Genomic DNA, 22,956 nt, shown 5'->3' with positions numbered 1-22,956 from the left:
CCACCGGGCCTATCGGCCATCCGTCTCGCCAGGGCATGCCTTGGTATGATCTGACTAGACGTCACGTTCATTAAGGCTGCACACGCAGGCACGTGATCGCCTGAACGCGCGCATTAACGTTAGATATTACTTACATGGCGCGAAACGCACGGACGGAAAACGGCGGGTGGCCTCACGCATCCCGCGGCTTCGATTCTGCAGCCGTGATGGGATAATCGAGATGGGACCTGGTCAGACCGATATCCTTCAGCAGGAAGTCCGGCATGTTTCGCAGCGTCTCGATGCCCTTGCGCCGCTCTTGCCAGCGTCGAAAGCGCCGATAGAGATTTTCCATGGGCTTGGCTTCATGCGAGCACACGGCTGGCCGCACGAGCAATTGTCGCAGATTTCCAAACATCTGTGTCACCGTCCTTCATGACGCACCTTCGGCCGATGACCTCGGCTGGTGCCATTGAACTGGACACAGTTATCCATGATGCATGACGCACCGGCATTTCAGGGAAACAAAAACTGCTTACGGATGAAACGAAGCCAAAGGCCTCTCCTTCGGGCCAGGACCTAAGCTTACCCGCGCTCGATCTCATTACACGGCGGGCAGGACAAAGGAAAACCGTGCACCGCCGAGACGGCTGCCATTGTCGGCGCTCATTTTTCCGCCATGCGCCTCGATGATGGAGCGCGAAATCGGCAGACCCATCCCCATGCCACCATTCTTCGTGGTGAAGAAGCTCTCGAAGATCCGAGCTGTTCCCTCCACGGGAATTCCCGGCCCGGAATCCTCTACCGAACAACATACCTGAGCCCCCTCCTCCGTGGTGCGCAAGACAACCTCGCGCCGCTCGCACTGGGTCGTGGAGATCGCCTGGATGGCGTTGACCGCCATGTTCACGATGACTTGCTGAAGTTGAATGCGGTCGACGGTGACACATGCCGGGCCGGACGAGGGCAGATGAACGACATTGACTTTGTGCGCCTGGAACTCGTGCCGCAGGAAAAGCACGGCTTCGGCGACAAGTTCGTCCAGCGAGACGATTTCTTCGTCCTGCATGCGATGGCTTGCCATGTTGCGGACACGCGCGATGACGCTGGCGGCGCGCTGCGCATCTGCAACGATACGCGTGACGATATCCCGGACTTCCGAAAGCTCGGGATTAGGGCGGTTCAACCAACGCAGGCCGGCTTCGCCATAGGTGGTGATTGCGGCAAGCGGCTGGTTGACCTCGTGGGCAATGGATGCCGTCAGCTCCCCGAGCATCGAGATCCGGGCTGCATGGGCATATTCCGCCTCGATATGCCGCAGCCTGCGCTCCGCCTGCTTTTTCTCCGTCGTATCGATGAACGCGCTGATGGTCACTCCAAGCTTTGCCATGGCGGGAGGGAAGGTCACCGTCAGTGTCCCCTCGCGCACCCGGCCATCGAGTGTGGTCAGAGAGATCTCCTCGTCATAGGTCTCCAGGCTTTGGTACCGGTTTTGCAATAGTCGCGCATAAATCTCGGGGTGGTTGCCGAAGAACGGGGCGACAGATCCCCCTTTCAGCTCATCGTGATGTGTTGCACCCAGCAGTTTGAGCGCGGCATCATTCGCCTGCTCGACAACAGTATCTTCCATCGCGTGCCAGAGGAAATCCGGGTGTTCGGCAAGATGTGCGTTGAGATCGGGAACACCTTCATCCTTGAGGTCCTGGAGAGCCCCCAGAAGTCTGGCGGACCTGATCTGAAAAACAGGAAGAGGCAAATGCTGGAACAGGTCGCGAAACCGCTGCTCGCTCTGTTCAAGCGCGTTGAAGGCGTTTACACGCTCACTGATATCGGTAACTGCGGCAAGCCCGCGGCGGCGATCGTCTGCTGAAAACCAGAGCGTGAACTGCGCATCAAATTCGGACCCATCAAGACGCCTGAGGCGGGTCTCGATCGTCACGCTGGCATCATGGACCAGGACGTTGAGGACAGCCGCGGCACCGTCCAGCCAGCGATCCGGTGACCAGAAATGGTCGAGCGTGCCGAGAAGGTCGGACTTTTGGCGCCCGCCAAACAAGATCAGCGTCTGATCGTTGACATCGACGATCGTCGTCGCGCTGAGGATCCGTGCAACACAATCGGGATAATTGCGAAGGTAATCAACGATATTGCCGTCTGTTGAAAGGCCATTTTCTTCGAGAAGATCATTGATGATCGTGAGGTCGAGTTCCCAGAACGATACGGTCATCGCCTGAAACAGGTCCTGATAACGTCGTTCGCTGCGGCGTAGTGCCTGCTCGGCTATATTGCGCTCGGTGAAATCAATGAAGCTGCAGACCGCGCGATCCTGAAGGTAACCGTGCCTTGCCGTCGCAAACAGGACCTGAACGGTGCTGCCATCGAGACACCTCAAGGTAACCTCGGACTGGAAAAATTCCTCTCCCCGATAACGGGCCTCGAAGGATTTTCGCAGCACCGGCATGCCGAGATCCCAATAGGGGGTGAGATCACCAAGAATATCCTCCTCCCTTTCACCGGCCATCATATGAACATGCGTCGGATTGGACTGAACAACCTTCATGGCGCGCAATGCCGCATCCAGGAACTCGGGATGCTCGTCGAGATACGGTGACAGGTCGGTGACACCCTGCTGGCGCAGCTCGCGAAACATGTCGGCAAGTCCGCTGGCGTCAATCTCGGCCAGAGCGATCGGCAAGTGGTCGAAGACGTGCTTGTAACGCAGCTCGCTGGACTTGAGTTCAGCAAAGGCCTGCCGCTCAACCGAAACGTCGCGGATGGACAAGAGTACAAAAGCATGATCTGCGTCTGGAGACGCCGGAACGACCGTCACTTCGGCGTCAAAGGTCTCGCCGTCGCGACGCACCAGCTGACAGGAACCACGTGCATGGCCGGCACCTGCAAGGACCGACTGGATGGTATCGATGAAGGTCTCTGCATTCTCCTCAGGCCAGAAGGAGGACAATTCCCGACCCACAGGACCGAATGCCGCCTCGGCTGCAGGCGAAAGCGCCTGCCCTGATGGTTCCATCGCCGCAACCCTTGCAGACCGCATCATCTGCCGAACCAGCTGTGGCTCGGTTTTCAGACAATCACGCAAGTTCATCCTCTGGTCCGCGCCGAGAGCTGCAAGGCTCTTTGCCACCGCTGTGACGTCGATCGGCACAACGACAACGCCCGCGGCATCCAGCAGCCGCGCCAAGCCGTCGTTTTGAACCGGACCTCTAGCGCAGACGACAGGATGCGACGTCTCGAAAAGAGCGACCGGTTGTCCGGCGTCATCTCGCTGAACCTTCACCATCACGGAAACCAGAACAGATTTCAGCGTCCCTCTCGTCACGCGATTGACCGTGCCGGACCAGTCGGAGACAACCGCAAGGCGGTCGTGAGCCTGCTGTTGGGCCTCGTCTGCCGCGGGTTCGAACAGTGCCTCCATGGGAGCGCCGAGCGCTTGCTCGCGCGAGATGCCATAAAGCTTTTCTGCTGCACGGTTCCAGCCCGTTACGCGACCGCCAAGCTCTCGAATGATGATGCAATCATCCAGAAGATCGATGATCTCGCTGCAATCTCGACCGGAACTCATGACGGCATCTCTCTCCTGAAAGGACTGCAGCGTATTCGAAGACCAAAAAAATCGGGGTGAAGCTGTCGCAGTAAGCGCGCCAATGCGCCGCAAAAGCTTGATGAAGCATTACTAGCCTAATGCAAGCCAGGTTGTAGATCTTGCCCAATCACGACTTTGTCAGCGATCAAAGCCGAACGGATGTCTCTTCTTAAACGTGTGCAAGGCAGCAAACCAAGGCCGCGCCGGCACTTCGGGTTTCCACAGACAGCGTTGCGATCAAAACGCTTTCCATCGAATTGTTTTCTTGGCATGACCTTGGACTTGAAGTTCAAGAGTCCATCGTCCGGGGAAGAGGCCACAGGTGAAGAAAAACGCACCGTTCATCTACATAATCGATGATGATGAATCCATTCGGTCCTCTCTCGACAGCCTTTTCCGCTCGGTTGGCTTTGCCACGCACACCTTTGTTTCGACCCAGGAATTCCTGGCAGTCGAGCGCCCCGATGCAGAAGCTTGCCTCGTGCTCGATATCCGCCTTCAGGGAACGAGCGGCCTGGATTTCCAACAGCAGCTTGCGCAGTCCGGCATTGAAATCCCTGTGGTCCTGATGACGGGGCATGGGGATATCCCGATGTCCGTGCGCGGGATGAAGGCCGGCGCCGTCGATTTCCTGACAAAACCCTTTCGCGATCAGGATATGCTCGACGCGGTGGCTGCTGCACTCAAGCTGGACCGCGCACGGCGCGTCAATCAGGAAGCATTCGCCAGCATCGAGGAACGATATCAATCTCTTACCCTTCGTGAGCAGCAGGTCATGCTGCTGGTGACCAGAGGCCTTCTCAACAAGCAGGTGGCCGGCGATCTCGGCATCAGCGAAGTCACCGTGAAGATCCACCGGGGTTCCGCGATGAAAAAGATGGGTGCGCGAACCCTTCCAGACCTTGTGCGCATGGCGGATGCCCTCAAACTGAGGGATATAAAAGAAGCAGGTAACACTACCGTATGATTTCCGCGGCCGGCGAAGTGTGCGATTGAGAGGCGCTTGAAGTCTCTTTGCCAAAAAGGCCTAATTCGATGCCCGCGTCCCGGAATGTGCATATCGCAGTGATCGATGACGATGATTCCTTCCGCACCGCAACGGAAGGCCTGATCAGGTCGCTCGGATATGACGTGTCGGGCCATGCCTCTGCAGAATCGTTCCTGGATACACGCCCGGTTTGGGATCCCGACTGCATTATTTCAGACATCCAGATGCCCGGAATGACCGGAATTGAACTGAAACAACGGCTGAACGCAGAAGGTTCAACCGTCGCCGTGATCTTTGTCTCGGCCCAGACCGATCCGACATTGCCACGCAAGGTCAAGGAATGTGGTGGCTTGATCTTGCTGCAAAAGCCGTTCCAGGGCCAAGTCTTGATCGATGCCATCCACCAGGCCATCAGCGATCTCGGGCGTGAATAGGGGAAACGGTAAGCGATCTCCCAACAGCTTGAACCTACGCCGCCCTTTTGTCGGAGCGGCCTAGGTCGAACTCTGCAAAACATCGTGCCGTCCAGAACCGTCCGAAGCCCTTAAACCGTCGGCACCGTGCCGCCGTCGATGACATGTTCAGTTCCGGTGATCGAGGCAGCGCGATCTGATGCCAGAAAAGCAATCAGATTGGCGACCTCTTCGGGCCTGCTCGGCCGGCCGAGCGGTATGCCGCCGAGACTGTCCATGATGATCTTCTTGCCGCCTTCGTAATCGGTCTTGGCCTCGGCGGCCAGCCGTTCGGCAAGGCGCACCGAGGCTTCGGTTTCGATCCAGCCCGGCGAGACGCGCACGACACGGACGCCATGCGGTGCCACCTCTTTCGACAGCGCCTTGCTATAGGTCGACAATGCAGCCTTTGCGGCGGCATAGGCCGTTGTCGATTGGGGCAGAGGCAGAATGCGCTGGATGGAGGTGACGTGAATCACGACCCCTCGCCCCTCCGCCACCATCTGAGGCACAAGCAGCTTGTCCAGGCGGACGGCTGGAAACAGGTTTGCGTTCAGCTCCTCTTGCCAATCGTCCTCACCGAGCGCTGCAAAACCACCGCCTGGGGCCGACGAACCGCCCAGCATATGGACGATGATATCGACCCCGCCCAACCGTTCGCGCACCGCTTGCGCCACGGTGGCGCAGCCTTCCGCCGTTTTGAGGTCAGCTGCAACAAAGAGATCCTCTGGCAAGGCATCCGGCCGGGAGCGAGCAGTTGCAAGAACGCGCGCACCAAGGCTTCGAAAGAGGTCTGTCGTTGCCCCGCCCGCACCCTTGGTTCCTGCGGTGATGAGGGCACGTTTTCCTTCCAGTGCAAGAAAGCTGGTCATGCGCCGATCTCCAGTTCACGGATTTTGCCTGTCTCGAGGACGAAGCGGAAATGCAGTTCAGCGGGGCTATTGGGGAAGTTTCCACTGACGCTCGCGAGCACCGAGATGGCCTCGCCATTCGTGTCCGCGCTGATCGGCTGTGCGGCGTGCTGGTACTTTTCCTTGGCATCACGCCACCAGCTGCGGATTGCGGGGGGACCTCTGTGGGTGGCTCCCTCGTCCTTAACGACGGCCGTGTCGCAGAATGCGCCGATTAGCGCATTCTCGTCACCTGTCCGGTCGGCATCGAAGTAGGTCTCTAAGGCCTGAGGCAAAACCATCTGAGTTATCCTTGTTCACTATGATGGTCGAAGATTAGCACTTGACGATTGTGAAGATAATCAGGACAAACCGGGATGAGGAATTGAGGAAATCGGGATAATGGAACGGGGCGCGCTGGAGGATCTACACGCGGTTCTGGCCATTGCGCGCAAGGGCACGTTTCGCGCAGCAGCGGTTGAGCTGAACATGTCGACGACGGCCCTCAGCCATGCGATCGCAAAGCTTGAGGCAAACCTCGGGGTGCGCCTGTTCAACCGAACGACCCGCAGCCTTTCCCTGACCGGCGCCGGCAAGATCTTCGTTGAACAGGTAGGCCCTGCGCTGCAAGATATTCGTGGTGCGCTCGATGCGGTCAGGTCCGAACGTGACACGCCCTCCGGCACGTTGCGTATCAACGCCGCGCCTTTTGCCGCACAGGCCATCATGACGCCGCTCGTGATCGACTATCTTCGCCGCTTTCCAGACATGACCGTGGATCTGGTCACCGAAGGGCGCTTGGTGGACATCGTGGCTGACGGTTTCGATCTGGGTGTCCGCGTGGCGGGACTGGTTCCGAGCGACATGATTTCCGTGTCGCTCGGCCAGCCGCAGAGATACGCCGTCGTCGCCTCTCCCGCCTACTTTGCCACACACCCGATGCCGATGGCGCCTCCCGATCTCCTCAAGCATCACTGCATCAGGGTCCGCCTTCCGGACGGCGCCCTGTTCAGGTGGCGTTTTGAAAAGGACGGGCAGACGGTCCAGCTCGACGTTGAAGGCCCCATCATTCTGGACGAGGCAAACCTTGCCCGCACAGCCGTGATGGAGAATGTCGGCATCGGATATTTCATGGAGCAGAATGTCATCGACGACATCAGGTCAGGCCGTCTGATCCGGATCCTCGATGACTGGACGCCGGCTTTTCCGGGCCTTTGCCTCTATTATCCCGGCCGCCGAAACCTCCCCGTCGGCGTCAGGGAGTTTCTCAACCTCGCCCGCCGCCACGCGGCCGAGATGTCGAAACGCGCTTAGACCTTCATGAAGTTCCTTAACTGCCCGGATTGCGACAGAACTTGCCAAAGCGCAGTGATCGTGTCGCTTTCCCGCCCGTCCCGGCACGTGTGCCGAGAGAAGTGGAACAGGGGCATGGAACACCAAGGAGCAAGGGCGGTTCGAAATCGGGTCCGCTTTCACGCGCGATCGATTGGGTGCCGCTCGATCAAGGTCTCATGGCGGAGCCTGGCGACGGCAAGATCGAGCCCGAGGCTTATCACCGTGTCCGAATTCACATCGGCCGGGCAAAGGGTGCAATGGTCACGCCTTCGGCGATCAGTGCTTCCTTCAGCGCCCGCGTGATCGTGGCAGCACCCGGCGTGTCGCCATGCACGCAGAGCGTCTCCGCCTCGACGGGCAGTTTCTGGCCGCCGATCGTCGGGATGAAACCGTCGCGGACCATGCTCAGCACCTGGTCGACGCTTTGTGCGGGATCATGGATGACAGAACCTTCCATGGCCCGGGATGTCAGCATGCCTTCATCGGCATAGGTGCGGTCGGCGTAAATCTCGCTGGCGGTCTTCAGGCCGATGCGTTCCGCAGCCTTCATGGTTTGCGAATAGGGCAAGGTGATAAAGATCAGGTTGGGATCCACCGCCTGGACGGCGCGCACGCAGACATCGGCGAGGACCGCATCCTCGGCGGCCATATTGCCAATCGCGCCATGGGTCTTCACGTGGGTGATCGGCCAGCCGAGAGCTTTGGCCATGCCCGAAATCGCCGCTATCTGGTAGATCAGTTGCGCTTCGATGTCTTCCGGCTTTTCGCCCGATATGCGCCGGCGGCCGAAACCGTAGAGATCCATGAAGGAGGGATGCGCGCCGACCGCAACGCCGCGCTCCCGCGCCATCAAAATCGTGTTGCGCATGACCACCGGATCACCGGCGTGAAAACCACAGGCCACATTGGCGGTGGTCACCAGATCGAGCATCGCCTTGTCATCGCCCATGGAATAGGCGCCGAAGGCTTCTCCCATATCGCAATTCACGTCGATCGTGGCCATCGCAAGCCCTCTTTGTGTAGTTCCAGTTTAAGTCAGAAGCGGAGATACAAACGGCAAGCCGGCCTTGTATCCCTTAGCTGTCGCGCGTCTTTCCAGCAGTGCTGAATTTAAACCGCTTCCACATCAAAACTGGAAACGGCCTGTTTGAGGTCGGAGATAAAGGCATGCAGCAGCCGGGAGCGCGGCACACCCTTGCGGGTCAGCATCACGGCACAGATCTCGCTCGGTGGCTGGAAGGGGCGTGCCACCATATGGGTCTTGCGCTGGAAGGCTGCGCTATAGGGGTCGATGACGGCAGCCCCGATGCCGGTATCGGCGAGAACCGCCGCCGTCGAGCAGTAACGCACCTCGACACGCGGGTCGTAATGCGCGCCATGGCGCTCGAAAGCGTGGCGCAGGATCTGCCCCATGCGCGATTCCGCCTCCAGGCCGATAAAACTGCCGGAGGCCAGATCGCCGGCCGAGACGATGTTCTTTGCCGCAAGCAGTCCATCGAGCGGCACCAGCGCCACCATATGCGTGCGTGCGAGCACCTCGATGTTGACGGCCGGGTGGCGGTCGAGGCCAAGCGCCAGCCCGATATCGGCTGCCCCGCTCTGCACCGCCTCCAGCACGTGTTCGAGGCGCCGCACATCGTAGGACACCGAGACGTCCGGCCGCTCCTTCAGGAAGGTGCGCAGGGCTGCCGGCGCAACGGTATGGCCAAGCGGCGGCGTGGTGATGATCCGCAGCCGTCCCGACAGGCCCTGTCGCATGTCCCTTGCGCGCGCTGAAAAACCGCGCAGCAGGCCAAAGACCGGGCGTACTTCCTCATAGAGCAGAAGTGCCTCTTCCGTCGGCTGCAGGCGGCGATGCAGGCGCTCGAAGAGGGTGACGCCCAACTGGCTTTCCAGCTGGCGGATGCCGTTCGACACGGCAGGTTGTGAGATGCCGAGCTGCTCGGCCGCCTCGACTGTTGTTGCGCAGCGCATCATGGCGCCGAAAATTTCCAGCAGGCGTAGCGAGATATCCGGTGGGGCGACGGGTTCGTTGGGAGGTGGTTCGTTCTCTGGCATGTTCATCGGCTGCCCGTTACCAGATGGCCAAAGGCCATGGCAACCGCTGCCTGGGTCGGGTCGATAACGGCAAGGCCCAGTTCCGCCTCAAGCCTTGCGCGGTGGCCGGCCATGCCGGCACAACCCAGAACCACGGCACCGGCCCCCATGGCTTTCAACCTTCTGCCCGCAACAACCAGGGCAGCATAGCTGTCCTCGCCGTGGCCGCTGTCGGCAACACTGATATCGCCCTGCAATGCCACTTCACCGGCCAGCCGGTTGTCGACGCCAAGCCGGCGCAGATTGCGCAGATGACGGGGAATAGAGGCTTCTGCCACCGCAATCACGCCAAAGAGGTCGGCGCGCGCCAATGCGGTGAGAACACCCGCATCCTGAATGCCGTAGACGGGCACCGGTGTGAGCGAGCGGGCGAGATCAAGTCCGGGCTGCGAATAACAGGCCAGCACGAAGGCGCCGGCATCGGACCGCGCTTCGATGATTTTTGCCGCATTGAGTGCCGCCTCATCGACATCGCGTTGCGTCACGACGCCGGGCGGGCCCTCAGCAATGGTCAGGCACTCGATGGCGGGGCCACCGGGAAAGCGGAAGCCTGCCAGAGCAGTGCGCAGCCCCTCGGTGACGCTTTCCGAACTGTTGGGGTTGATGACGACAATCGGTCCGCTCATGGTGCAATCTCCGCGCCGAAATTGCGGGCAGGATCCAGTTCGGCGGCGCGATGGCCGGGAATGCCGGTCAGGTCGACCGGCTTTCGGGCAACGAACCGTCCCCTGCCACGCGCGGCTTTCAGTGTGCCGTGCTCGACCACGATATCCCCGCGGTTCATCACCAGTTCCGGCCAGCCGGTGATCTCCATGCCCTCGAAGGGCGTGTAATCCATGTTGTCGTGCTGGTCGGCTTGCGAAACGGTACGGGTCTCGGTCGGGTTCCAGATGGCGATATCAGCATCATAACCGGGCGCGATGGCCCCCTTCTTTTCCAGCCCAAAGGTTTTTGCCGCGTTGGCGGAAGATAGTTGCACGAATTGCGGCAAGGTGATGCGGCCCTTCACGACACCCTCCGAAAACAGATAGGGCAGCCGCATGGCGATGCCCGGCATGCCATTGGCGATTTTGGGATAAGGCACGTCAGCGCCGTTCAGGAATTTTCCGGTGGCATCGGCACGGTAGGGCGCGTGGTCGGATGAGACGCTTTCAAACGTACCGGTCTGGATATGACGCCAAAGGGCCGCTTGCGTCTTTGCATCGCGCAACGGCGGCGAGCAGATATATTTGGCGCCTTCCATTCCCGGCCGGTCGAGATCGGCGCGGGTCAGCGCCAGATATTGCGGACAGGTTTCGGCAAAGAGTTTTGCGCCGGCAAGCTTTTCGCGCCGCACGATTTCGGCACCGCCGACCGTGGAGACATGCACGATGAACAAAGCCGCATCGACGAGCTTGGCAAGCGACACCGCGCGGTTGATCGCCTCTTCCTCGGCAAGTTCCGGCCGGCTGATGGCATGGTATTTTGGCGCGGTGAGGCCGACGCCCGCCAGACGCCGGTTCATCCATTTCACCATGTCGTTGTTTTCCGCATGGACCATGGTCAGCGCGCCATGCGCCTTGGCAATCGTCAAAATGTCGAGCATGCCGCCGTCGCCGATATTCATCAGGTCATAGGTCATGAACACCTTGAACGAGGTGATGCCACGGGCAAACACATCAGGCAGTTCGGCAAGCACGTCGGCCGAGGGATCGGAAATGATCAGGTGGTAGGAATAGTCGAGCACCGACTGGGGCGCCGCGCGGCCATCGTAGGTGGAGATCACCTCGGCAATCGACTGGCCGCGATGCTGGGCGGCGAATGGAATGAAAGAGGAATTGCCGCCGAACGCGGCCGATACCGAGCCGGAATAATAGTCGTCGGCGGTCATCACGCCCGACGAGCTTTCCTGCGCGATATGGCAGTGGCCCTCGATGCCGCCGGGCATAACCAACCTGCCGGTTGCATCGATGCGGCGCTCGCCGCCCTCGATCGTTTCGGCAATGGCTGCAATGCGCCCGTCGCGAATGCCGATATCGGCATAAAACACGTCGGAGGCGGTGACCACCCGGCCCCCGTGGATGACGGTGTCGAACGTGGTCATGGCCTGCCCCCTCAAACTTCTACAATCACGCCGGTCTGGCTGGTGATGCGGCCATAATGTTCGATGCGGCGGTGACGTTCAAAATCGAAGATCGTCGATTTGCCGAAGGCGCACTTGGAAAAATCGCAATCAGCAAAAATCAGTTCGTCTTCTTCCGTTTCGGCGCGCACCATGATGAAACCATCGGGATCGACGATCACCGAGCCGCCCATCAGCGGGTGGCCATCCTCGAGGCCGGCCTTGGCAATGCCGGCCACAAAGGTGGCGTTCTGGTAGGCGCCGGCCTGCAGCGACAGTTCCGAATGAAACAGTCGCTTTTCCAGTCCCTCTGCGCTCATCTGACTGTTCACCGAGGGCGTGTTGTAGCCGATCGTCACCAGTTCCACCCCCTGCAGGCCAAGGCACCGGTAGGTTTCCGGCCAGCGCCGGTCGTTGCAGATCGCCATGCCCATCACCACACCCTCGTTGCGCCAGACGTTGAAGCCGAGATCGCCGGGCAGGAAATAGCGCTTTTCCATATGCTGGAAGGCGCGCTCCGTATCGTATTCGACATGGCCCGGCAGATGCACCTTGCGGTATTTGCCGATGATCTCGCCGCGGCGGTTGGTGAGGATCGAAGTGTTGTAGTGCTCGCCCTCCGGTGTCAGTTCCGCGTATCCGAAGGTGATCGCAACACTCAGTTCCCGCGCCCGCTCGAAGAGAGGCAGGGTCGCAGCGTTCGGCATTTCGGTCTCGAACCAGGTATCGACTTCGGCCTGATCGGGCATGTACCAGCGCGGAAAAAAGGTCGTCAGTGCCAGTTCCGGATAAACCACCATATGCGCGCCCTTGGCGGCAGCCTCGTTCAGAAGTTCGATCATCCGCGCAACCACCACCTGGCGGCTGTCACTCTTCTGGATGGCACCGAGCTGGGCGCCTGCGATCATCATGCGGGTCATGGAAAATGTCCTTTCAAGTCATGGGAAACGTCAGGCCGCCAGCCGTCGCTGGAAGCGGCTGACGAGCCGCACCAGAGGCCAGAGCAGGACGAGATAGATGAGCGCCGCCAGAACCAGCGGCGAAGCATTGTAGGTGACGGAACGCGCCATATTGGCGCTGTAGAGCAGTTCGGCAAAGGAGACGGCGGACGCAAGCGAGGTGAGTTTGACCACCTCGATCGTGTTGGACAGGAGGTCTGGCAGAACGTTGCGCACGGCCTGCGGCAGAACGACGTGGATCAGCGCCTGCGCCTTCGACAGCCCCGTGGAACGCGCCGCCTCAAGCTGGCCTTTCGGCACAGAGAGGATGCCGGCGCGATAAACCTCGGCATAATAGGAGGAATTGTTGAGGAAAAAGGCGAGCACCACCGCAGTGAAGGGCGAAATCTCGACACCGGCAAACGGCAGGCCGGAATAGATGAAGATCAAGAGCACCAGCGGCGGCAGGGCGCGGAAGATATCGGTAAAGACGATAGAGGGCAGGCGTAGCCATTTTCGCGGGCTCAGATTGCCGAGCGCCACCAGAAGCCCGCCGACAAGCCCAAGCAGGATGACGGCCGCGCAGAGCTTCAGGGTCATGACGAGCCCCTTCAGCATCAGGGGCATGGTCTTGATCATGATGGAGATATTGAAAAACTGGTCGAGAAGCGTCTGCATCGTGTCTCTCCTCTCAAGCCCTGCCCCAGCGCTGCCGGGTCTCCAGGAAGCGCGCCAGGAAGACGACCGGCAGGAAGATGATCAGATAGGCAATCGCCGCCAGCGACAGCGGCGTGGCACTGCCGGAAAAACTTTGCGCCGTGGTTGCCGCCGAAAGCACTTCCTCGACACCGATCACCGAGCCGAGCGCCGTCATCTTGGTAATGGCGAGAACCCGGTTGACCAGCGGCGGCGTGGCAAGGCGCATTGCCTGCGGCAGTGCCACATGAACAAGCGTGCCGGTAAAGCCAAGGCCGGTTGCGATGCCGGCCTCCCACTGTCCCTTGTCGATGGCGGAAAACCCGGCCCAGAAGATCTCCTCGGCAAAGGCGGCCAGCGTCAGGCTGAGCACAAGAAACAGCACCATCGGCCCCGATAGGAGGATGCCCGCCGACGGCAGGCCGAAATAGAGGATGAGGATCAGCACCAGTGGCGGCAGCGCCCGGAAGATATCCGCAAAACAGACGATGAAAAAATTGAAAAACCGCCGGCCATAGGTGCGAAGGCATGCAAGCAGCAGCCCCAGACCGATGCCGGCAACGATGACGGCGAGACCGATCTCAAGGGTGATCCAGACACCGGCGAGAACCGCCGGCGTATGGGCCGCTATCATCGCCGGGTCGAAGAATGTCGCAAGGAAGCGGTGAAGACCCTCCATCGCCACGGCCTCAGTTCTTCACGCGGGACAGGAAGGCCCGCGTACGTTCGGCCTTCGGCGCGCCAAAAATCTCGTCGGGCGTGCCTTCCTCGACAATGACGCCGCCATCCATGAAGACGACGCGGTCGGCGGTCTCGCGCGCGAACCCCATTTCGTGGCTGACGACCAGCATGGTCATGCCCTTGTCGCGCAGGTCCTTCATCACCTTCAGCACCGATCCCACCAGTTCCGGATCGAGCGCGGATGTCGGTTCGTCGAACAGCATGACCTTCGGATCGAGCGCCAGTGCGCGGGCAATCGCCACGCGCTGCTGCTGGCCGCCGGAGAGTTCGGACGGATAGGCCTTTGCCTTGTGTGCAAGGCCGACATTCTCCAGCATGTCCATGGCGCGCGCGTCCGCCTCCGGGCGGTAGCGTTTCAGCGCCTTGCGCTGGGCAAGTGTCACATTGTCCAGCACCGTCATGTGCGGATAGAGGTGAAACCCTTGAAAGACCATGCCGACCTGCAGCCGCATGCGGTTGAGATCGGCCGTCGTGCCGCTCATGATATTGCGGCCGTTGACGATGATGTCGCCGCCGGACGGCTCTTCCAGCCGGTTGCAACAGCGCAGCATGGTGCTTTTGCCGGAGCCGGAAGGGCCGATCACGAAGACCAGTTCACCTTCGGAAACCTTGAGATCGATACCTTTGAGAATCGTGTTCGTGCCGAAGCGCTTCTCCAGCGCAACGATCTCAAGCATGGGGCGGTTTGTCATGAGCACGAACTCCGGGCAGGCGTCAGTCGGTCCGACGCGGCACGTGCCGCGCCGAACCGGATACAAGGTCATTTCAGCGCGCAGGACGGTGCGTGACTATCATCGACATAACCGTCGAAGCCCGGAACGCCATAACCCTTGGTGGGGGTGACGATGGTCGTGCCGGCAGCCGGCGTCACGCCGAACCATTTTTCCGAAAGCTTGGCCATCGAGCCGTCGATCTTCAGGCATTCGATCGCCTTGTCGACGAGATTGCGGCCCTCGACATCATCCTTGCGGAAGGCCAGACCCCAGACGAGGCCGGTCGGATATTCGTAGGACAGTTTCAGTCTGGGGTTCTGCTTGACGGCCCAGGCGGCAACGGTTGCACCGGCAAGGTTTGCGTCGGCGCGGCCGGCCAGAACGGCTGCCACCGCATCGGTATTGGTGCCGTAGCTTTCGACCTTCCAGCCGTATTCACCCGCCTTTTCCCGCAGGAAGCTGTCATAGGCGGATCCCTTGTTGACGGCGATCGTCTTGCCCTTCAGGCCGTCAAGCGAGGTGTAGTCTGGTGCGCCGGCCGGCACGACGAAACCGAAATTGGTATCCATGAAGCCTTCGGTGAAGAGCAGGTTCGCCGAGCGTTCGGCATTGACGGTGACGGGGGCTGCGAGGAAATCATAGGTTTTCGCCTGCAGCGCCGGGATCAGCCCGGAAAACTGCGCCGAGGTGAGGTCCACGGTCTTGCCGAGGCGCTCGCCGATCAGGTTGACGAGATCGACGTTAAAACCTTCGACCTTGCCGTCGAGCGTCGGCATGGCATGCGGGGCAAAGGTACCGTCGAGTGCGGTCTTGATTGTTCCGGCAGCAAGCGCTGGCGAAAGGGCGCAACAAAGCGCCAGCCCGGCAAAGCCGGACTTGAAAAAGCGGTTCATGATGTTCTCCTGCTGGTGGTTATCTCGGCTCTTGCGGCCTCTTTATCGAAGGATAGTTCCACGGCTCATGCCGCAGTGCAATATAATTGATTATGATAATTCGAGTTGAATTATACGTCTGGATTATAGTTGACCACCAGATCTGGCGGTCGCCCGGCCGCAGGACATTGAGCTGCGGCCGGCGGGTCTATTCTCAGGCCTTGCGGGTCAATGCGCAAAAACGCTGTCGAAGTCCTTGAAGCCTTTGACCTCGATCGGGTTGCCCGAGGGGTCGAAGAAGAACATCGTCCGCTGCTCGCCCGGCTCGCCGGCAAAGCGGATGACCGGCGGGATGTCGAAGGCAATACCTGCCTTGACGAGCCGGTCCGACAGCGCCAGCCAGTCCTCGAGCGGCAGCACGACGCCCAGATGCGGCATCATCACCATGTGATCGCCAACCTTGCCGGTGCGCGTCACTTCAAACGGTTTTCCCAGATGCAGCGAAATCTGGTGACCGAAGAAATCGAAATCCACCCAGGTGTCGGTCGAACGGCCTTCGGCACAGCCGAGCACGTCGCCATAAAATTTGCGCGCTTCATCGAGATCGGTGACGTGATAGGCGAGATGGAAAAGAGAACGCATAAAAGCTCCTTGCGGTTTTTTGACTTCAGGATACGGCGATGCCGCGGGCAAGAGTGGAGAGGATGTCACAGCCGCGTTCGGTGACGATCACGGTTTCGGAGGCGCCGACGGTAAAGCGCCCGAAAGCCCGCAGCGTCGCCGGGGAACGGACTGAGGATGCCGCCTTCGCCCCAGTCGGGCGCGAACGCCAAACCCATAGACTAGTCGATGCGCTTGCGAAAGGCGGCGGCATCGCCTGCCCGGTCGATCACCGTCTGGCCGGCCTCATGTGGCGCGGCGCAAGGTGCGCCCGTCCGGATCTCGCCAAGGGCTGCATCCAGCGCCTTGCGGGCACAGTCGTCCATCATGCGGCAGACCTCGGCCGGTAACGGGCTCTTATCATTCTATAAGTTGACGCCATGGATCCATCGGCACGATAAGCGCAAAGGCTGCCTCGGCGCCGCATGCCACCCCTTGAGGAGAACTGCCCGTCATGTCCCGCATCGTCTATCTCAACGGCCAATGGTTACCGGAAACCGAGGCCCGGATTTCCGTCTTCGACCGCGGCTTCGTGTTTGCCGATGCCATTTACGAGGTGACAGCCGTGATTGGTGGAAAGCTGATCGACTATGCCGGCCATTCCGGCCGCCTGAAACGCTCTCTCGCAGCCCTTGGCATTGCAGCCCCAGTGTCCGACGACGACATGCTCAGCCTGCACCGGGAAATTCTGAAGCGAAACGGCATGACCGACGGGCTGATCTATCTGCAGGTTTCACGCGGCGCCGAGGATCGCGATTTCCTGTTTTCCGATGACCTGACGCCGACCTTCGTGATGTTCACGCAGAGCCGGCCGGTGCTTGCAAATCCGAAATGGCAGACGGGCATTTCCGTCATCACCATGCCGGAAGGCCGTTGGGTCCAACGCCAGATCAAGACGGTACAATTGCTCTATTCGTCGCTGGCCAAGATGGAGGCCCGCAAGCAGGGCGCCGATGATGCCTTTTTTGTCGAAGACGGCTTCGTCACCGAGGCCTCATCCTCGAATGCGCATATCGTCACCAAAGCCGGGACGCTTGTCACCCGCGACCTGTCCAATGCCCTGCTGCACGGGATTACCCGCAGTTCGGTGCTGGATCTGGCGCGCCGCGCCGGTATGGCTGTCGAAGAGCGTGGTTTTACGCCGGCAGAGGCAAAGGATGCAGCCGAGGTCTTTATTACCTCTGCCACCAATTTCGTCATGCCGGTTGTCCGGATAGACGGCCAACCGGTGGGCGCCGGCACGCCGGGGCCTGTGTCTGAAACCTTGCGGCACCACTATATCGAGGATCGGCTGGCAAGCGCCATCTAGCGCATATCGTTGAGGGCTGGCTGAGGGCGACAGCGACGCGAGGCATGCCGCGACCCTGCTCCATCCGTCGCCGGACGCAGGGTATTGCGCCTTGACCTGATGCCGATCAACGTTACAGCGCACCCTCATGTCCAGTCGCGAGCGTCATGGACATGGCGGATATCATCATGAGGGCGGAGGCAGCACCGGGGTCGATGTGGCCAAGAGATCGTTCCCCGAGCTTTGCGGCCCGCCCCTTGATGGCGATCATAGAGCGTGTGGCGTTTGCACCGCTTTCTGCGGCCGCCATGACTTCCGTCCAGAAGGCGCGTGTGGTCTTTTGCGATTTTGCTGCAGCCAGCGCAGCATCTGCTGCGGGAAACCAGACGTCGAGCATCGTCTTGTCGCCGCGTTGCCCTTTTCCGCGTTGTGCAATGCCAACCGCAAAGCCGCGCAGAAGCCGGGCCGTGGTCTCGGCGTCCAAGGTCGTGGCATCGGCAAGGACGGTTGCAGCCTGCGAGAAGGCGGCAGAATAGAGCGGGCCCGTGGAGGCGCCAACGGCATTCAGGAAGGCCTTCGCCGCAAGTGCCATGATGTCTGACGGATGGACTGTGGACGGATCGAGCCGCGACAGGCATGCATTGACGGCCTTGAAGCCCAGCGCCATCGTAAAACCGTGATCACCATCGCCGATGGCGCCATCCAGTTCGGACAGGTAGTCGCGCTCAGAATCCATCAAACGGCCGATGGCTTCGAACATGGCGATCAATTGGCGGCTGGACTGTTCCGTCATGGTCTTCCTGTCGCCGCTTGCGCGGGCGTCCTTTTTCTTCAAGACACGGTGAGCGCTGCGGTTTCGCACGGATGATGGAGGAGATCCTGCAATTCCGGATCGAGATGCAGGAGCGTGATGGATGCACCGACCATATCCAGAGAGGTGCAGTAATGGCCGACCAGCTTGAAATCGACGATCAGTTTCTTGGCCGCCAACCGTTGCTCCACCCGGCGGTAGAGAATGTAAAGCTCCATCAGCGGTGTTGCCCCGAAGGAATTGACAAGGACGGCAACGCGTTCTCCAGGGAGAGCTTTCATTTCCTTGAAAATCGTGTCCATGACCCGGTCGGTAATCTCGTCGGCTGTGCGAAGCGGCTCGCGGCTGACGCCGGGCTCGCCGTGGATGCCGATACCCACTTCCATGTCGTCAGGCCCGATTTCGAAATTGTGCCGGCGGGTCTGCGGCATGGAGCCGGGCTCCAGCGCAAGCCCAACGGTATAAGTGCGCAGGTTCGTCTTTCGAGTAATGGCTTCGCAGGCGGCAAGCGAAAGGCCGCGATCACAGGCCGCACCGGCAATCTTGAAGATGAACACGTTGCCGGCAACACCGCGACGACCTTCCCGGTCCTCCACCGGCGAGGATGCAACGTCGTCGGTTGTCAGCACCGTGCGCACGGGGATACCCCGTGCTTCGGCCATTTCCGCCGCCATCTCGAAATTCATGACGTCGCCGGCATAGTTGCCATAAACGAAGAGCACGCCTTCTCCGCCCGATGCAGCCTGCGCACACGCGACAATCGGATCGGGTGGCGGAGACGAGAAGATGTTGCCGATGGCCACCGCGTCCGCCAGCCCCTTGCCGACATACCCCATGAAGCAGGGTTCATGGCCGGCGCCGCCTCCAACGACAAGCCCGACCTTCCCGGCACGGGGGCCGTTTTTTGCCACGAGCGCGCGGTTTGACCCCGAAATCGGTGCAAGCAGGGATGCATGCGCCCGCAGGGCGCCTTCCATCATCTCCTCGACGGCCTCGTTCGGCGCGTTCAGGAATTTCTTGACGTGGGTGCGGTAGGGAGCGGGCGAGAGCGAGGACTTCGGACGAAGCGAGGTCTGGCGCGCTTCAATCGTCTTGACGCCGTCGGCGCGCAAGATCCCGCGCCCCGTGGCGGCGTCGGTGATGAGGACACTGATATACCCCCCGCGAAGGGCTGCAAGCAGCGCCGGCACCTTGTCAAAGCCGCCAGCCACGGCAATGCGTGTCCCGATCCCGCGTAGCGTCTCGAGCGAGATGCCGACGGTTCGGTCATCCAGCGGGCCACGCACCGGTTTTCCCGCCTCATCGATAAAGCGTCCCGCCACGGCGCCAACCGCACCGTTTGCGAGATATTGCTGCAGAGAAACGGACTCGAAGAAGCCGCTGGTCTGGATCGTGGAATTTGGCCTCAGGGAAGAAATGCCAAAGAGGATCCGGTTGGCCCGTTCCAGCGTCGCAAACTGGTCCCGGATGACGGGCTCCTCGAGAAGCAGCCGATGCATGTCTGCCGAGGCGACGATGGCTGGCGCGGTGATGGTCACGCACCGTGCCTCCAGCGCCCGCGCGACGGCGGCGGCAGAAAGTTCAGGCGTGTAGGAGAACGAGGCAGCCGTGCCGCCGGTCGCCTGTACCACCGTGACGTCCTGGAGGTTTCGAACTCTGGCATGCTCCCCCACGGCAAGGACCGTCCTGCCCCAGGCGACCGCCAGCGTATCGCCCGACTTTGCAAGCCGCGACAGTGCCTGAGCGCCAGCCGAGCCGAGCCGGTCGATCAGCGACCGGTCATTATCCTCGCTCGGCACGACCAGACAATCCGCCAGGCCGAAATGACGCTTCAATTCCTGGGCAATCGTCAGCGAGGCAAGCCGCGAGGGCTCCAGGGCTATGTTGACAATACCTCTCTCCCGCGCTTCCGCGAGATAGCCATTCACCGTCGCCCGGGACACGCCCATGGAATCGGCGATTTCTCCTTGTGTCATACCGTCTTCGTAATAAAGCCAGCAGGCCCAGACATGGGCATCCTCGCCATATCGCAAGGGAATCGCATCAGGTCCGTCAATCCGGCCCTGTGCCGCCTTGCGCGCGATGCTCTGCCTTTCCGTCATGTCATGCCTACTTGCTGTTCCGGCCGCTGCGACCCGCAGGGCTGCCAATGGCTCGGCGTTTTCCAGACCATGCAAGCAAGTGATACACTTTTCAATGATCGGTTTCAGCCAATGCGTCAGTGCAGCCGTGTTTTCGCGCCATGGGCAAGCGCACGCAGGATGATAGCACAAGAGGTGGCGCCGGCATCGAGGACGCCGCGCGAGCGCTCGCCAAGCCGGCTTGCCCGGCCGATCCTGGCGACAAGATCGATAGTCGAATCCCGCCCCGCATCCGCGGCCTCCACAAGGGCGTCAAGCGCCTGCGCAAAGGAAGCGCCGGTCCCCATAGCCGCGTCGAAAGCCTCGATGGCGGGAACCAGCGTATCAAGCAGCGTCTTGTCGCCAACCTTTGCGTCACCGATGGACTGGATGCCGGCAAGTCCTGCATGGAGCATGGCGCTGAATGTTGCAGGATCGATTTCATCGCGGTTGTGGATCGTCTCGGAAAACTCTTCGAACATCACACCGTAGAGGGGGCCCATGGACCCACCGATTTCGGTCATCAGAACGTTGCCGAGCGTCTCCAGCGCTTCTGAGAGTGTCGCTGAGGTTTCACGCAGGCGCGCGGCTGCCATCGAAAAACCTTTGGCCATGTTGACGCCATGGTCGCCATCGCCGATCTTGCCATCGATTTCGCTGAGGTAGGCGCGGTTCTCGATGATGCGATCGGCAAGTTGAAGCACGATGTCGCCGGAGCCGGCATTAGGGAAAGTGGTCATCGTTCGATCTCCTGTCAGAGCAACATGGTGGTGCGGGTTTCCAACGCCAGCAGCCGCTTCAACTCGTCGTCCAGCGCCATGACGGTCAGTGTCGCGCCGACCATTTCCAGCGACGTGAAATAATTACCGACATAGGTGCGGAAGATCTTCAGGCCCCGCGCCGTGATCTCGGCTTCAATCGTGTCATTCAAAATGTAAAGCTCGTTCAGCGGCGTCGCTCCAAGACCGGAAACGAGGACGGCGACTTCTGTACCTGATGCCAGACCATGATCGTCGAGCACGACCTCCACCATGTCCCTTGCAACTTCGGCTGCGGTCTTCAGGGGTTCCACACGAACGCCTGGCTCGCCATGGTGACCGATACCGATTTCCATCGTACCGGCTTTGATCTCGAAATTCGGATGACCGACGGCAGGCAGGGTGCAGGGTCCAAGCCCCACGCCGATGGATCGGCAGTTGTCGATGGCTTTCTGGGCAGCGTCGCGCACCTGCGACAGGCTTGCGCCTTCCGCCGCGCGGGCGCCGCCGACCTTCCACATGAAGATTTCGCCGGCAACGCCGCGCCGCTTGGACCGCTCCGCCATCGGGGCCGAGCAGACATCGTCGTTGGCAACCACGGTCTGCACCTCAATGCCATCCTTGGCCGCAAGCCGGATCGCCATCTTCACGTTCATGTTATCGCCGGCATAGTTGCCGTAGAGGCAGACGACGCCTTCACCTCCATCGGCTTCCTTGATTGCGTCATAAAAACTTTTGGCCGTCGGCGAGGAGAAGAGTTCACCAACGGCAACGGCATCCAGCATGTTCTGGCCGGCATAACCGATAAAGGCAGGCTCATGTCCCGATCCGCCGCCCGTGATCACGCCGACCTTGCGGGCTTTCGGCGCATGCCGCGAAACGACGACGCGGGGATTTTCTGCCAGTCGGACCAGATCCGCGTGCGCCTTGACGAAACCCTTCAGGGTATCCTCGACCACTTCGTCCGGATTGTTGATAAATCGTTGCATGGCGGCTCCTTGTCCGGCACGGCCCTCTCGATGATTTACAGAGGGGAGACTGTGCGACTGTCACGATAGGATCTGTCGATCAAAGCTCTAGAGGATGGTGTAACCACCATCGATCAGCAGGTCGGCGCCGTTGATCATGTCGGCGCCGGCCGAGGCGAGAAACACGGCGGCCGCGGCGATTTCTTCCGGGAAAGCAAAGCGTCCGGCCGGAATACGCTTTTTGGCGGCATCCCCCTTCTCCCCGCTCCAGGCCTTCTTCCCCAGTTCGGTCAGCACGATCGTCGGCGATAGCGTATTGACGCGAATGCCGTGCCTGCCCCATTCGGCCGCAAAGGTTTTCGACATGCCGATGACGCCGAATTTCGAGGCGCAGTAGGCGACGTGCTCCTCGATGGCGACCGATCCCGCCTGGGAGGCAAGGTTGATGATCCGCCCCCCGGTGCCCTGCGCAATCATCACCTTGCCAACAGCCTGCGTTACCAGAAAACTGCCCTTGAGATTGATGTCTATGGTGCGGTCCCAATGCTCAAGCGTCAGGTCCTCGGCGGGGGCCAGATAGGCAACGCCTGCGGAATTGACGGCAATGTCGATACGCCCGAAGGCAGCCAGGACGTCGCTCACGGCCTTTTCGACAGAAGCGGCCTTGGAGACATCGCATTGAAAAGGCTTGGCACCTTGGCCGGTCATCGCGGCCTTTTCGCTGGCCAGTTCCATGTTGATATCGAGCACGGCAACGGTTGCGCCTTTTTCGGCAAAGGCTGCAACGACGGCGGCACCAATACCGGATGCGCCGCCGGTCACCAGCGCCACCTTGCCATCGAGCGGGAAATTCAGGTCAATCTTCAAAAACGTATCGGTCATGACGTCCTGCAAGCTCCAGGGAAAGACGGGACGGCGCGAGCCGCCGCCCCTGAGATCGGATCCTAA

Annotated in this window: 23 protein-coding genes and 1 pseudogene; 4 read left to right on the top strand and 20 right to left on the bottom strand. The window is 60.6% G+C overall.

What is annotated here, in order from left to right; translation table 11 throughout:
• Window positions 1–172: 172 nt before the first annotated feature.
• Together AC4CWH_RS24905 and AC4CWH_RS24900 are read right to left on the bottom strand one after the other, a co-directional pair.
• The gene (locus tag AC4CWH_RS24905; RefSeq protein WP_491285610.1) at window positions 173–397 is read right to left on the bottom strand and encodes a YjiS-like domain-containing protein; all 225 of its coding nucleotides are present in this window, start codon (window positions 395–397) and stop codon (window positions 173–175) included.
• Between the two features lie 186 nt (window positions 398–583).
• Window positions 584–3,559 carry a PAS domain S-box protein gene (locus AC4CWH_RS24900; RefSeq protein ID WP_491321829.1) on the bottom strand — a complete coding sequence of 992 codons (2,976 nt, stop codon included), beginning with the start codon at window positions 3,557–3,559 and terminating at the stop codon, window positions 584–586.
• A 343-nt stretch (window positions 3,560–3,902) separates the two neighbouring features.
• Here AC4CWH_RS24900 and AC4CWH_RS24895 point away from each other — a divergent pair, with 343 nt between their 5' ends.
• Together AC4CWH_RS24895 and AC4CWH_RS24890 are read left to right on the top strand one after the other, a co-directional pair.
• Window positions 3,903–4,547 (top strand): response regulator transcription factor, encoded by a 645-nt coding sequence (locus AC4CWH_RS24895; protein ID WP_491285615.1) that lies wholly within the window; start codon window positions 3,903–3,905, stop codon window positions 4,545–4,547.
• Between the two features lie 98 nt (window positions 4,548–4,645).
• Window positions 4,646–5,002, top strand: coding sequence for a response regulator transcription factor (locus tag AC4CWH_RS24890; RefSeq protein ID WP_491321828.1), 357 nt, complete (start codon window positions 4,646–4,648; stop codon window positions 5,000–5,002).
• 110 nt (window positions 5,003–5,112) lie between these two features.
• Here AC4CWH_RS24890 and AC4CWH_RS24885 read toward each other — a convergent pair whose 3' ends face one another.
• Entirely contained in the window at window positions 5,113–5,892 is a 780-nt protein-coding gene (locus AC4CWH_RS24885) for an SDR family oxidoreductase (RefSeq protein ID WP_491321827.1), read from the bottom strand.
• Window positions 5,889–6,212 (bottom strand): nuclear transport factor 2 family protein, encoded by a 324-nt coding sequence (locus AC4CWH_RS24880; RefSeq protein ID WP_491321826.1) that lies wholly within the window; start codon window positions 6,210–6,212, stop codon window positions 5,889–5,891. Before AC4CWH_RS24880 ends, AC4CWH_RS24885 begins: the two co-directional genes overlap by 4 nt.
• A 100-nt stretch (window positions 6,213–6,312) precedes the next feature.
• Between AC4CWH_RS24880 and AC4CWH_RS24875 the strand changes: the two genes are divergently transcribed.
• Window positions 6,313–7,224 (top strand): LysR family transcriptional regulator, encoded by a 912-nt coding sequence (locus AC4CWH_RS24875; protein ID WP_491321825.1) that lies wholly within the window; start codon window positions 6,313–6,315, stop codon window positions 7,222–7,224.
• A gap of 253 nt (window positions 7,225–7,477) precedes the next feature.
• Here AC4CWH_RS24875 and AC4CWH_RS24870 read toward each other — a convergent pair whose 3' ends face one another.
• The 11 genes and pseudogenes from AC4CWH_RS24870 to AC4CWH_RS24820 all read right to left on the bottom strand — a co-directional run.
• Window positions 7,478–8,248 (bottom strand): LamB/YcsF family protein, encoded by a 771-nt coding sequence (locus AC4CWH_RS24870; RefSeq protein ID WP_491321824.1) that lies wholly within the window; start codon window positions 8,246–8,248, stop codon window positions 7,478–7,480.
• Between the two features lie 107 nt (window positions 8,249–8,355).
• Window positions 8,356–9,303 carry a LysR family transcriptional regulator gene (locus tag AC4CWH_RS24865; protein ID WP_491321823.1) on the bottom strand — a complete coding sequence of 316 codons (948 nt, stop codon included), beginning with the start codon at window positions 9,301–9,303 and terminating at the stop codon, window positions 8,356–8,358.
• 2 nt (window positions 9,304–9,305) lie between these two features.
• Window positions 9,306–9,968, bottom strand: coding sequence for an aspartate/glutamate racemase family protein (locus AC4CWH_RS24860; RefSeq protein WP_491321822.1), 663 nt, complete (start codon window positions 9,966–9,968; stop codon window positions 9,306–9,308).
• Window positions 9,965–11,425, bottom strand: a complete 1,461-nt coding sequence (gene hydA / locus AC4CWH_RS24855; protein ID WP_491321821.1) for a dihydropyrimidinase — start codon at window positions 11,423–11,425, stop codon at window positions 9,965–9,967. The genes AC4CWH_RS24860 and hydA overlap by 4 nt, the downstream gene beginning before the upstream one ends.
• Before the next feature lie 11 nt (window positions 11,426–11,436).
• On the bottom strand, window positions 11,437–12,363 hold the full coding sequence (locus AC4CWH_RS24850; protein ID WP_491321820.1) for an N-carbamoyl-D-amino-acid hydrolase: 927 nt from the start codon (window positions 12,361–12,363) through the stop codon (window positions 11,437–11,439).
• A gap of 30 nt (window positions 12,364–12,393) precedes the next feature.
• Complete coding sequence (locus tag AC4CWH_RS24845; RefSeq protein ID WP_491321819.1) at window positions 12,394–13,059, bottom strand: amino acid ABC transporter permease; 666 nt, start codon at window positions 13,057–13,059, stop codon at window positions 12,394–12,396.
• A 13-nt stretch (window positions 13,060–13,072) separates the two neighbouring features.
• Entirely contained in the window at window positions 13,073–13,756 is a 684-nt protein-coding gene (locus AC4CWH_RS24840; RefSeq protein WP_491322331.1) for an amino acid ABC transporter permease, read from the bottom strand.
• Window positions 13,757–13,766: 10 nt separating this feature from the next.
• Window positions 13,767–14,495, bottom strand: a complete 729-nt coding sequence (locus tag AC4CWH_RS24835) for an amino acid ABC transporter ATP-binding protein (protein WP_491322330.1) — start codon at window positions 14,493–14,495, stop codon at window positions 13,767–13,769.
• An 83-nt stretch (window positions 14,496–14,578) separates the two neighbouring features.
• Window positions 14,579–15,424, bottom strand: a complete 846-nt coding sequence (locus AC4CWH_RS24830; RefSeq protein WP_491321818.1) for a transporter substrate-binding domain-containing protein — start codon at window positions 15,422–15,424, stop codon at window positions 14,579–14,581.
• A 207-nt stretch (window positions 15,425–15,631) separates the two neighbouring features.
• Window positions 15,632–16,045 (bottom strand): VOC family protein, encoded by a 414-nt coding sequence (locus AC4CWH_RS24825; RefSeq protein ID WP_491321817.1) that lies wholly within the window; start codon window positions 16,043–16,045, stop codon window positions 15,632–15,634.
• 25 nt (window positions 16,046–16,070) lie between these two features.
• Window positions 16,071–16,416 (bottom strand): annotated as a pseudogene (locus tag AC4CWH_RS24820) (M24 family metallopeptidase); the annotation flags it as partial.
• Window positions 16,417–16,517: 101 nt separating this feature from the next.
• Between AC4CWH_RS24820 and AC4CWH_RS24815 the strand changes: the two are divergent.
• On the top strand, window positions 16,518–17,372 hold the full coding sequence (locus AC4CWH_RS24815) for a D-amino-acid transaminase (RefSeq protein WP_491321816.1): 855 nt from the start codon (window positions 16,518–16,520) through the stop codon (window positions 17,370–17,372).
• Window positions 17,373–17,484: 112 nt separating this feature from the next.
• Here AC4CWH_RS24815 and dhaL (AC4CWH_RS24810) read toward each other — a convergent pair whose 3' ends face one another.
• The 5 genes from dhaL (AC4CWH_RS24810) to AC4CWH_RS24790 form a co-directional block, all read right to left on the bottom strand.
• Window positions 17,485–18,144 carry a dihydroxyacetone kinase subunit DhaL gene (dhaL, locus tag AC4CWH_RS24810; RefSeq protein WP_491321815.1) on the bottom strand — a complete coding sequence of 220 codons (660 nt, stop codon included), beginning with the start codon at window positions 18,142–18,144 and terminating at the stop codon, window positions 17,485–17,487.
• Window positions 18,145–18,182: 38 nt separating this feature from the next.
• A complete protein-coding gene (locus AC4CWH_RS24805) occupies window positions 18,183–20,264 on the bottom strand; it encodes a bifunctional sugar-binding transcriptional regulator/dihydroxyacetone kinase subunit DhaK (protein ID WP_491321814.1) in 2,082 nt (693 codons plus the stop codon).
• Between the two features lie 116 nt (window positions 20,265–20,380).
• Entirely contained in the window at window positions 20,381–21,022 is a 642-nt protein-coding gene (dhaL, locus tag AC4CWH_RS24800) for a dihydroxyacetone kinase subunit DhaL (protein ID WP_491321813.1), read from the bottom strand.
• Between the two features lie 14 nt (window positions 21,023–21,036).
• On the bottom strand, window positions 21,037–22,029 hold the full coding sequence (locus AC4CWH_RS24795; protein WP_491321812.1) for a dihydroxyacetone kinase subunit DhaK: 993 nt from the start codon (window positions 22,027–22,029) through the stop codon (window positions 21,037–21,039).
• Window positions 22,030–22,116: 87 nt separating this feature from the next.
• Window positions 22,117–22,890 (bottom strand): SDR family oxidoreductase, encoded by a 774-nt coding sequence (locus AC4CWH_RS24790; RefSeq protein WP_491321811.1) that lies wholly within the window; start codon window positions 22,888–22,890, stop codon window positions 22,117–22,119.
• Window positions 22,891–22,956 lie beyond the last annotated feature (66 nt).

Source organism: Neorhizobium sp. PAMB6716, assembly GCF_058242805.1.
The sequence above is the reverse complement of the archived record's forward strand: the minus strand, read 5'-3'. Positions and strand labels throughout refer to the sequence as shown.

Coding starts and splice junctions, on each gene's coding strand:
- AC4CWH_RS24795 (WP_491321812.1), bottom strand. CDS start 22,029: ATGCAACGATTTATCAACAATCCGGACGAAGTGGTCGAGGATACCCTG.
- AC4CWH_RS24880 (WP_491321826.1), bottom strand. CDS start 6,212: ATGGTTTTGCCTCAGGCCTTAGAGACCTACTTCGATGCCGACCGGACA.
- hydA (WP_491321821.1), bottom strand. CDS start 11,425: ATGACCACGTTCGACACCGTCATCCACGGGGGCCGGGTGGTCACCGCC.
- AC4CWH_RS24790 (WP_491321811.1), bottom strand. CDS start 22,890: ATGACCGATACGTTTTTGAAGATTGACCTGAATTTCCCGCTCGATGGC.
- AC4CWH_RS24865 (WP_491321823.1), bottom strand. CDS start 9,303: ATGCCAGAGAACGAACCACCTCCCAACGAACCCGTCGCCCCACCGGAT.
- AC4CWH_RS24875 (WP_491321825.1), top strand. CDS start 6,313: ATGGAACGGGGCGCGCTGGAGGATCTACACGCGGTTCTGGCCATTGCG.
- AC4CWH_RS24830 (WP_491321818.1), bottom strand. CDS start 15,424: ATGAACCGCTTTTTCAAGTCCGGCTTTGCCGGGCTGGCGCTTTGTTGC.
- AC4CWH_RS24870 (WP_491321824.1), bottom strand. CDS start 8,248: ATGGCCACGATCGACGTGAATTGCGATATGGGAGAAGCCTTCGGCGCC.
- AC4CWH_RS24825 (WP_491321817.1), bottom strand. CDS start 16,045: ATGCGTTCTCTTTTCCATCTCGCCTATCACGTCACCGATCTCGATGAA.
- AC4CWH_RS24905 (WP_491285610.1), bottom strand. CDS start 397: ATGTTTGGAAATCTGCGACAATTGCTCGTGCGGCCAGCCGTGTGCTCG.
- dhaL (WP_491321813.1), bottom strand. CDS start 21,022: ATGACCACTTTCCCTAATGCCGGCTCCGGCGACATCGTGCTTCAACTT.
- AC4CWH_RS24835 (WP_491322330.1), bottom strand. CDS start 14,495: ATGCTTGAGATCGTTGCGCTGGAGAAGCGCTTCGGCACGAACACGATT.
- AC4CWH_RS24815 (WP_491321816.1), top strand. CDS start 16,518: ATGTCCCGCATCGTCTATCTCAACGGCCAATGGTTACCGGAAACCGAG.
- AC4CWH_RS24845 (WP_491321819.1), bottom strand. CDS start 13,059: ATGCAGACGCTTCTCGACCAGTTTTTCAATATCTCCATCATGATCAAG.
- AC4CWH_RS24850 (WP_491321820.1), bottom strand. CDS start 12,363: ATGACCCGCATGATGATCGCAGGCGCCCAGCTCGGTGCCATCCAGAAG.
- AC4CWH_RS24840 (WP_491322331.1), bottom strand. CDS start 13,756: ATGGAGGGTCTTCACCGCTTCCTTGCGACATTCTTCGACCCGGCGATG.
- AC4CWH_RS24805 (WP_491321814.1), bottom strand. CDS start 20,264: ATGACGGAAAGGCAGAGCATCGCGCGCAAGGCGGCACAGGGCCGGATT.
- AC4CWH_RS24860 (WP_491321822.1), bottom strand. CDS start 9,968: ATGAGCGGACCGATTGTCGTCATCAACCCCAACAGTTCGGAAAGCGTC.
- dhaL (WP_491321815.1), bottom strand. CDS start 18,144: ATGACGGAACAGTCCAGCCGCCAATTGATCGCCATGTTCGAAGCCATC.
- AC4CWH_RS24900 (WP_491321829.1), bottom strand. CDS start 3,559: ATGAGTTCCGGTCGAGATTGCAGCGAGATCATCGATCTTCTGGATGAT.
- AC4CWH_RS24885 (WP_491321827.1), bottom strand. CDS start 5,892: ATGACCAGCTTTCTTGCACTGGAAGGAAAACGTGCCCTCATCACCGCA.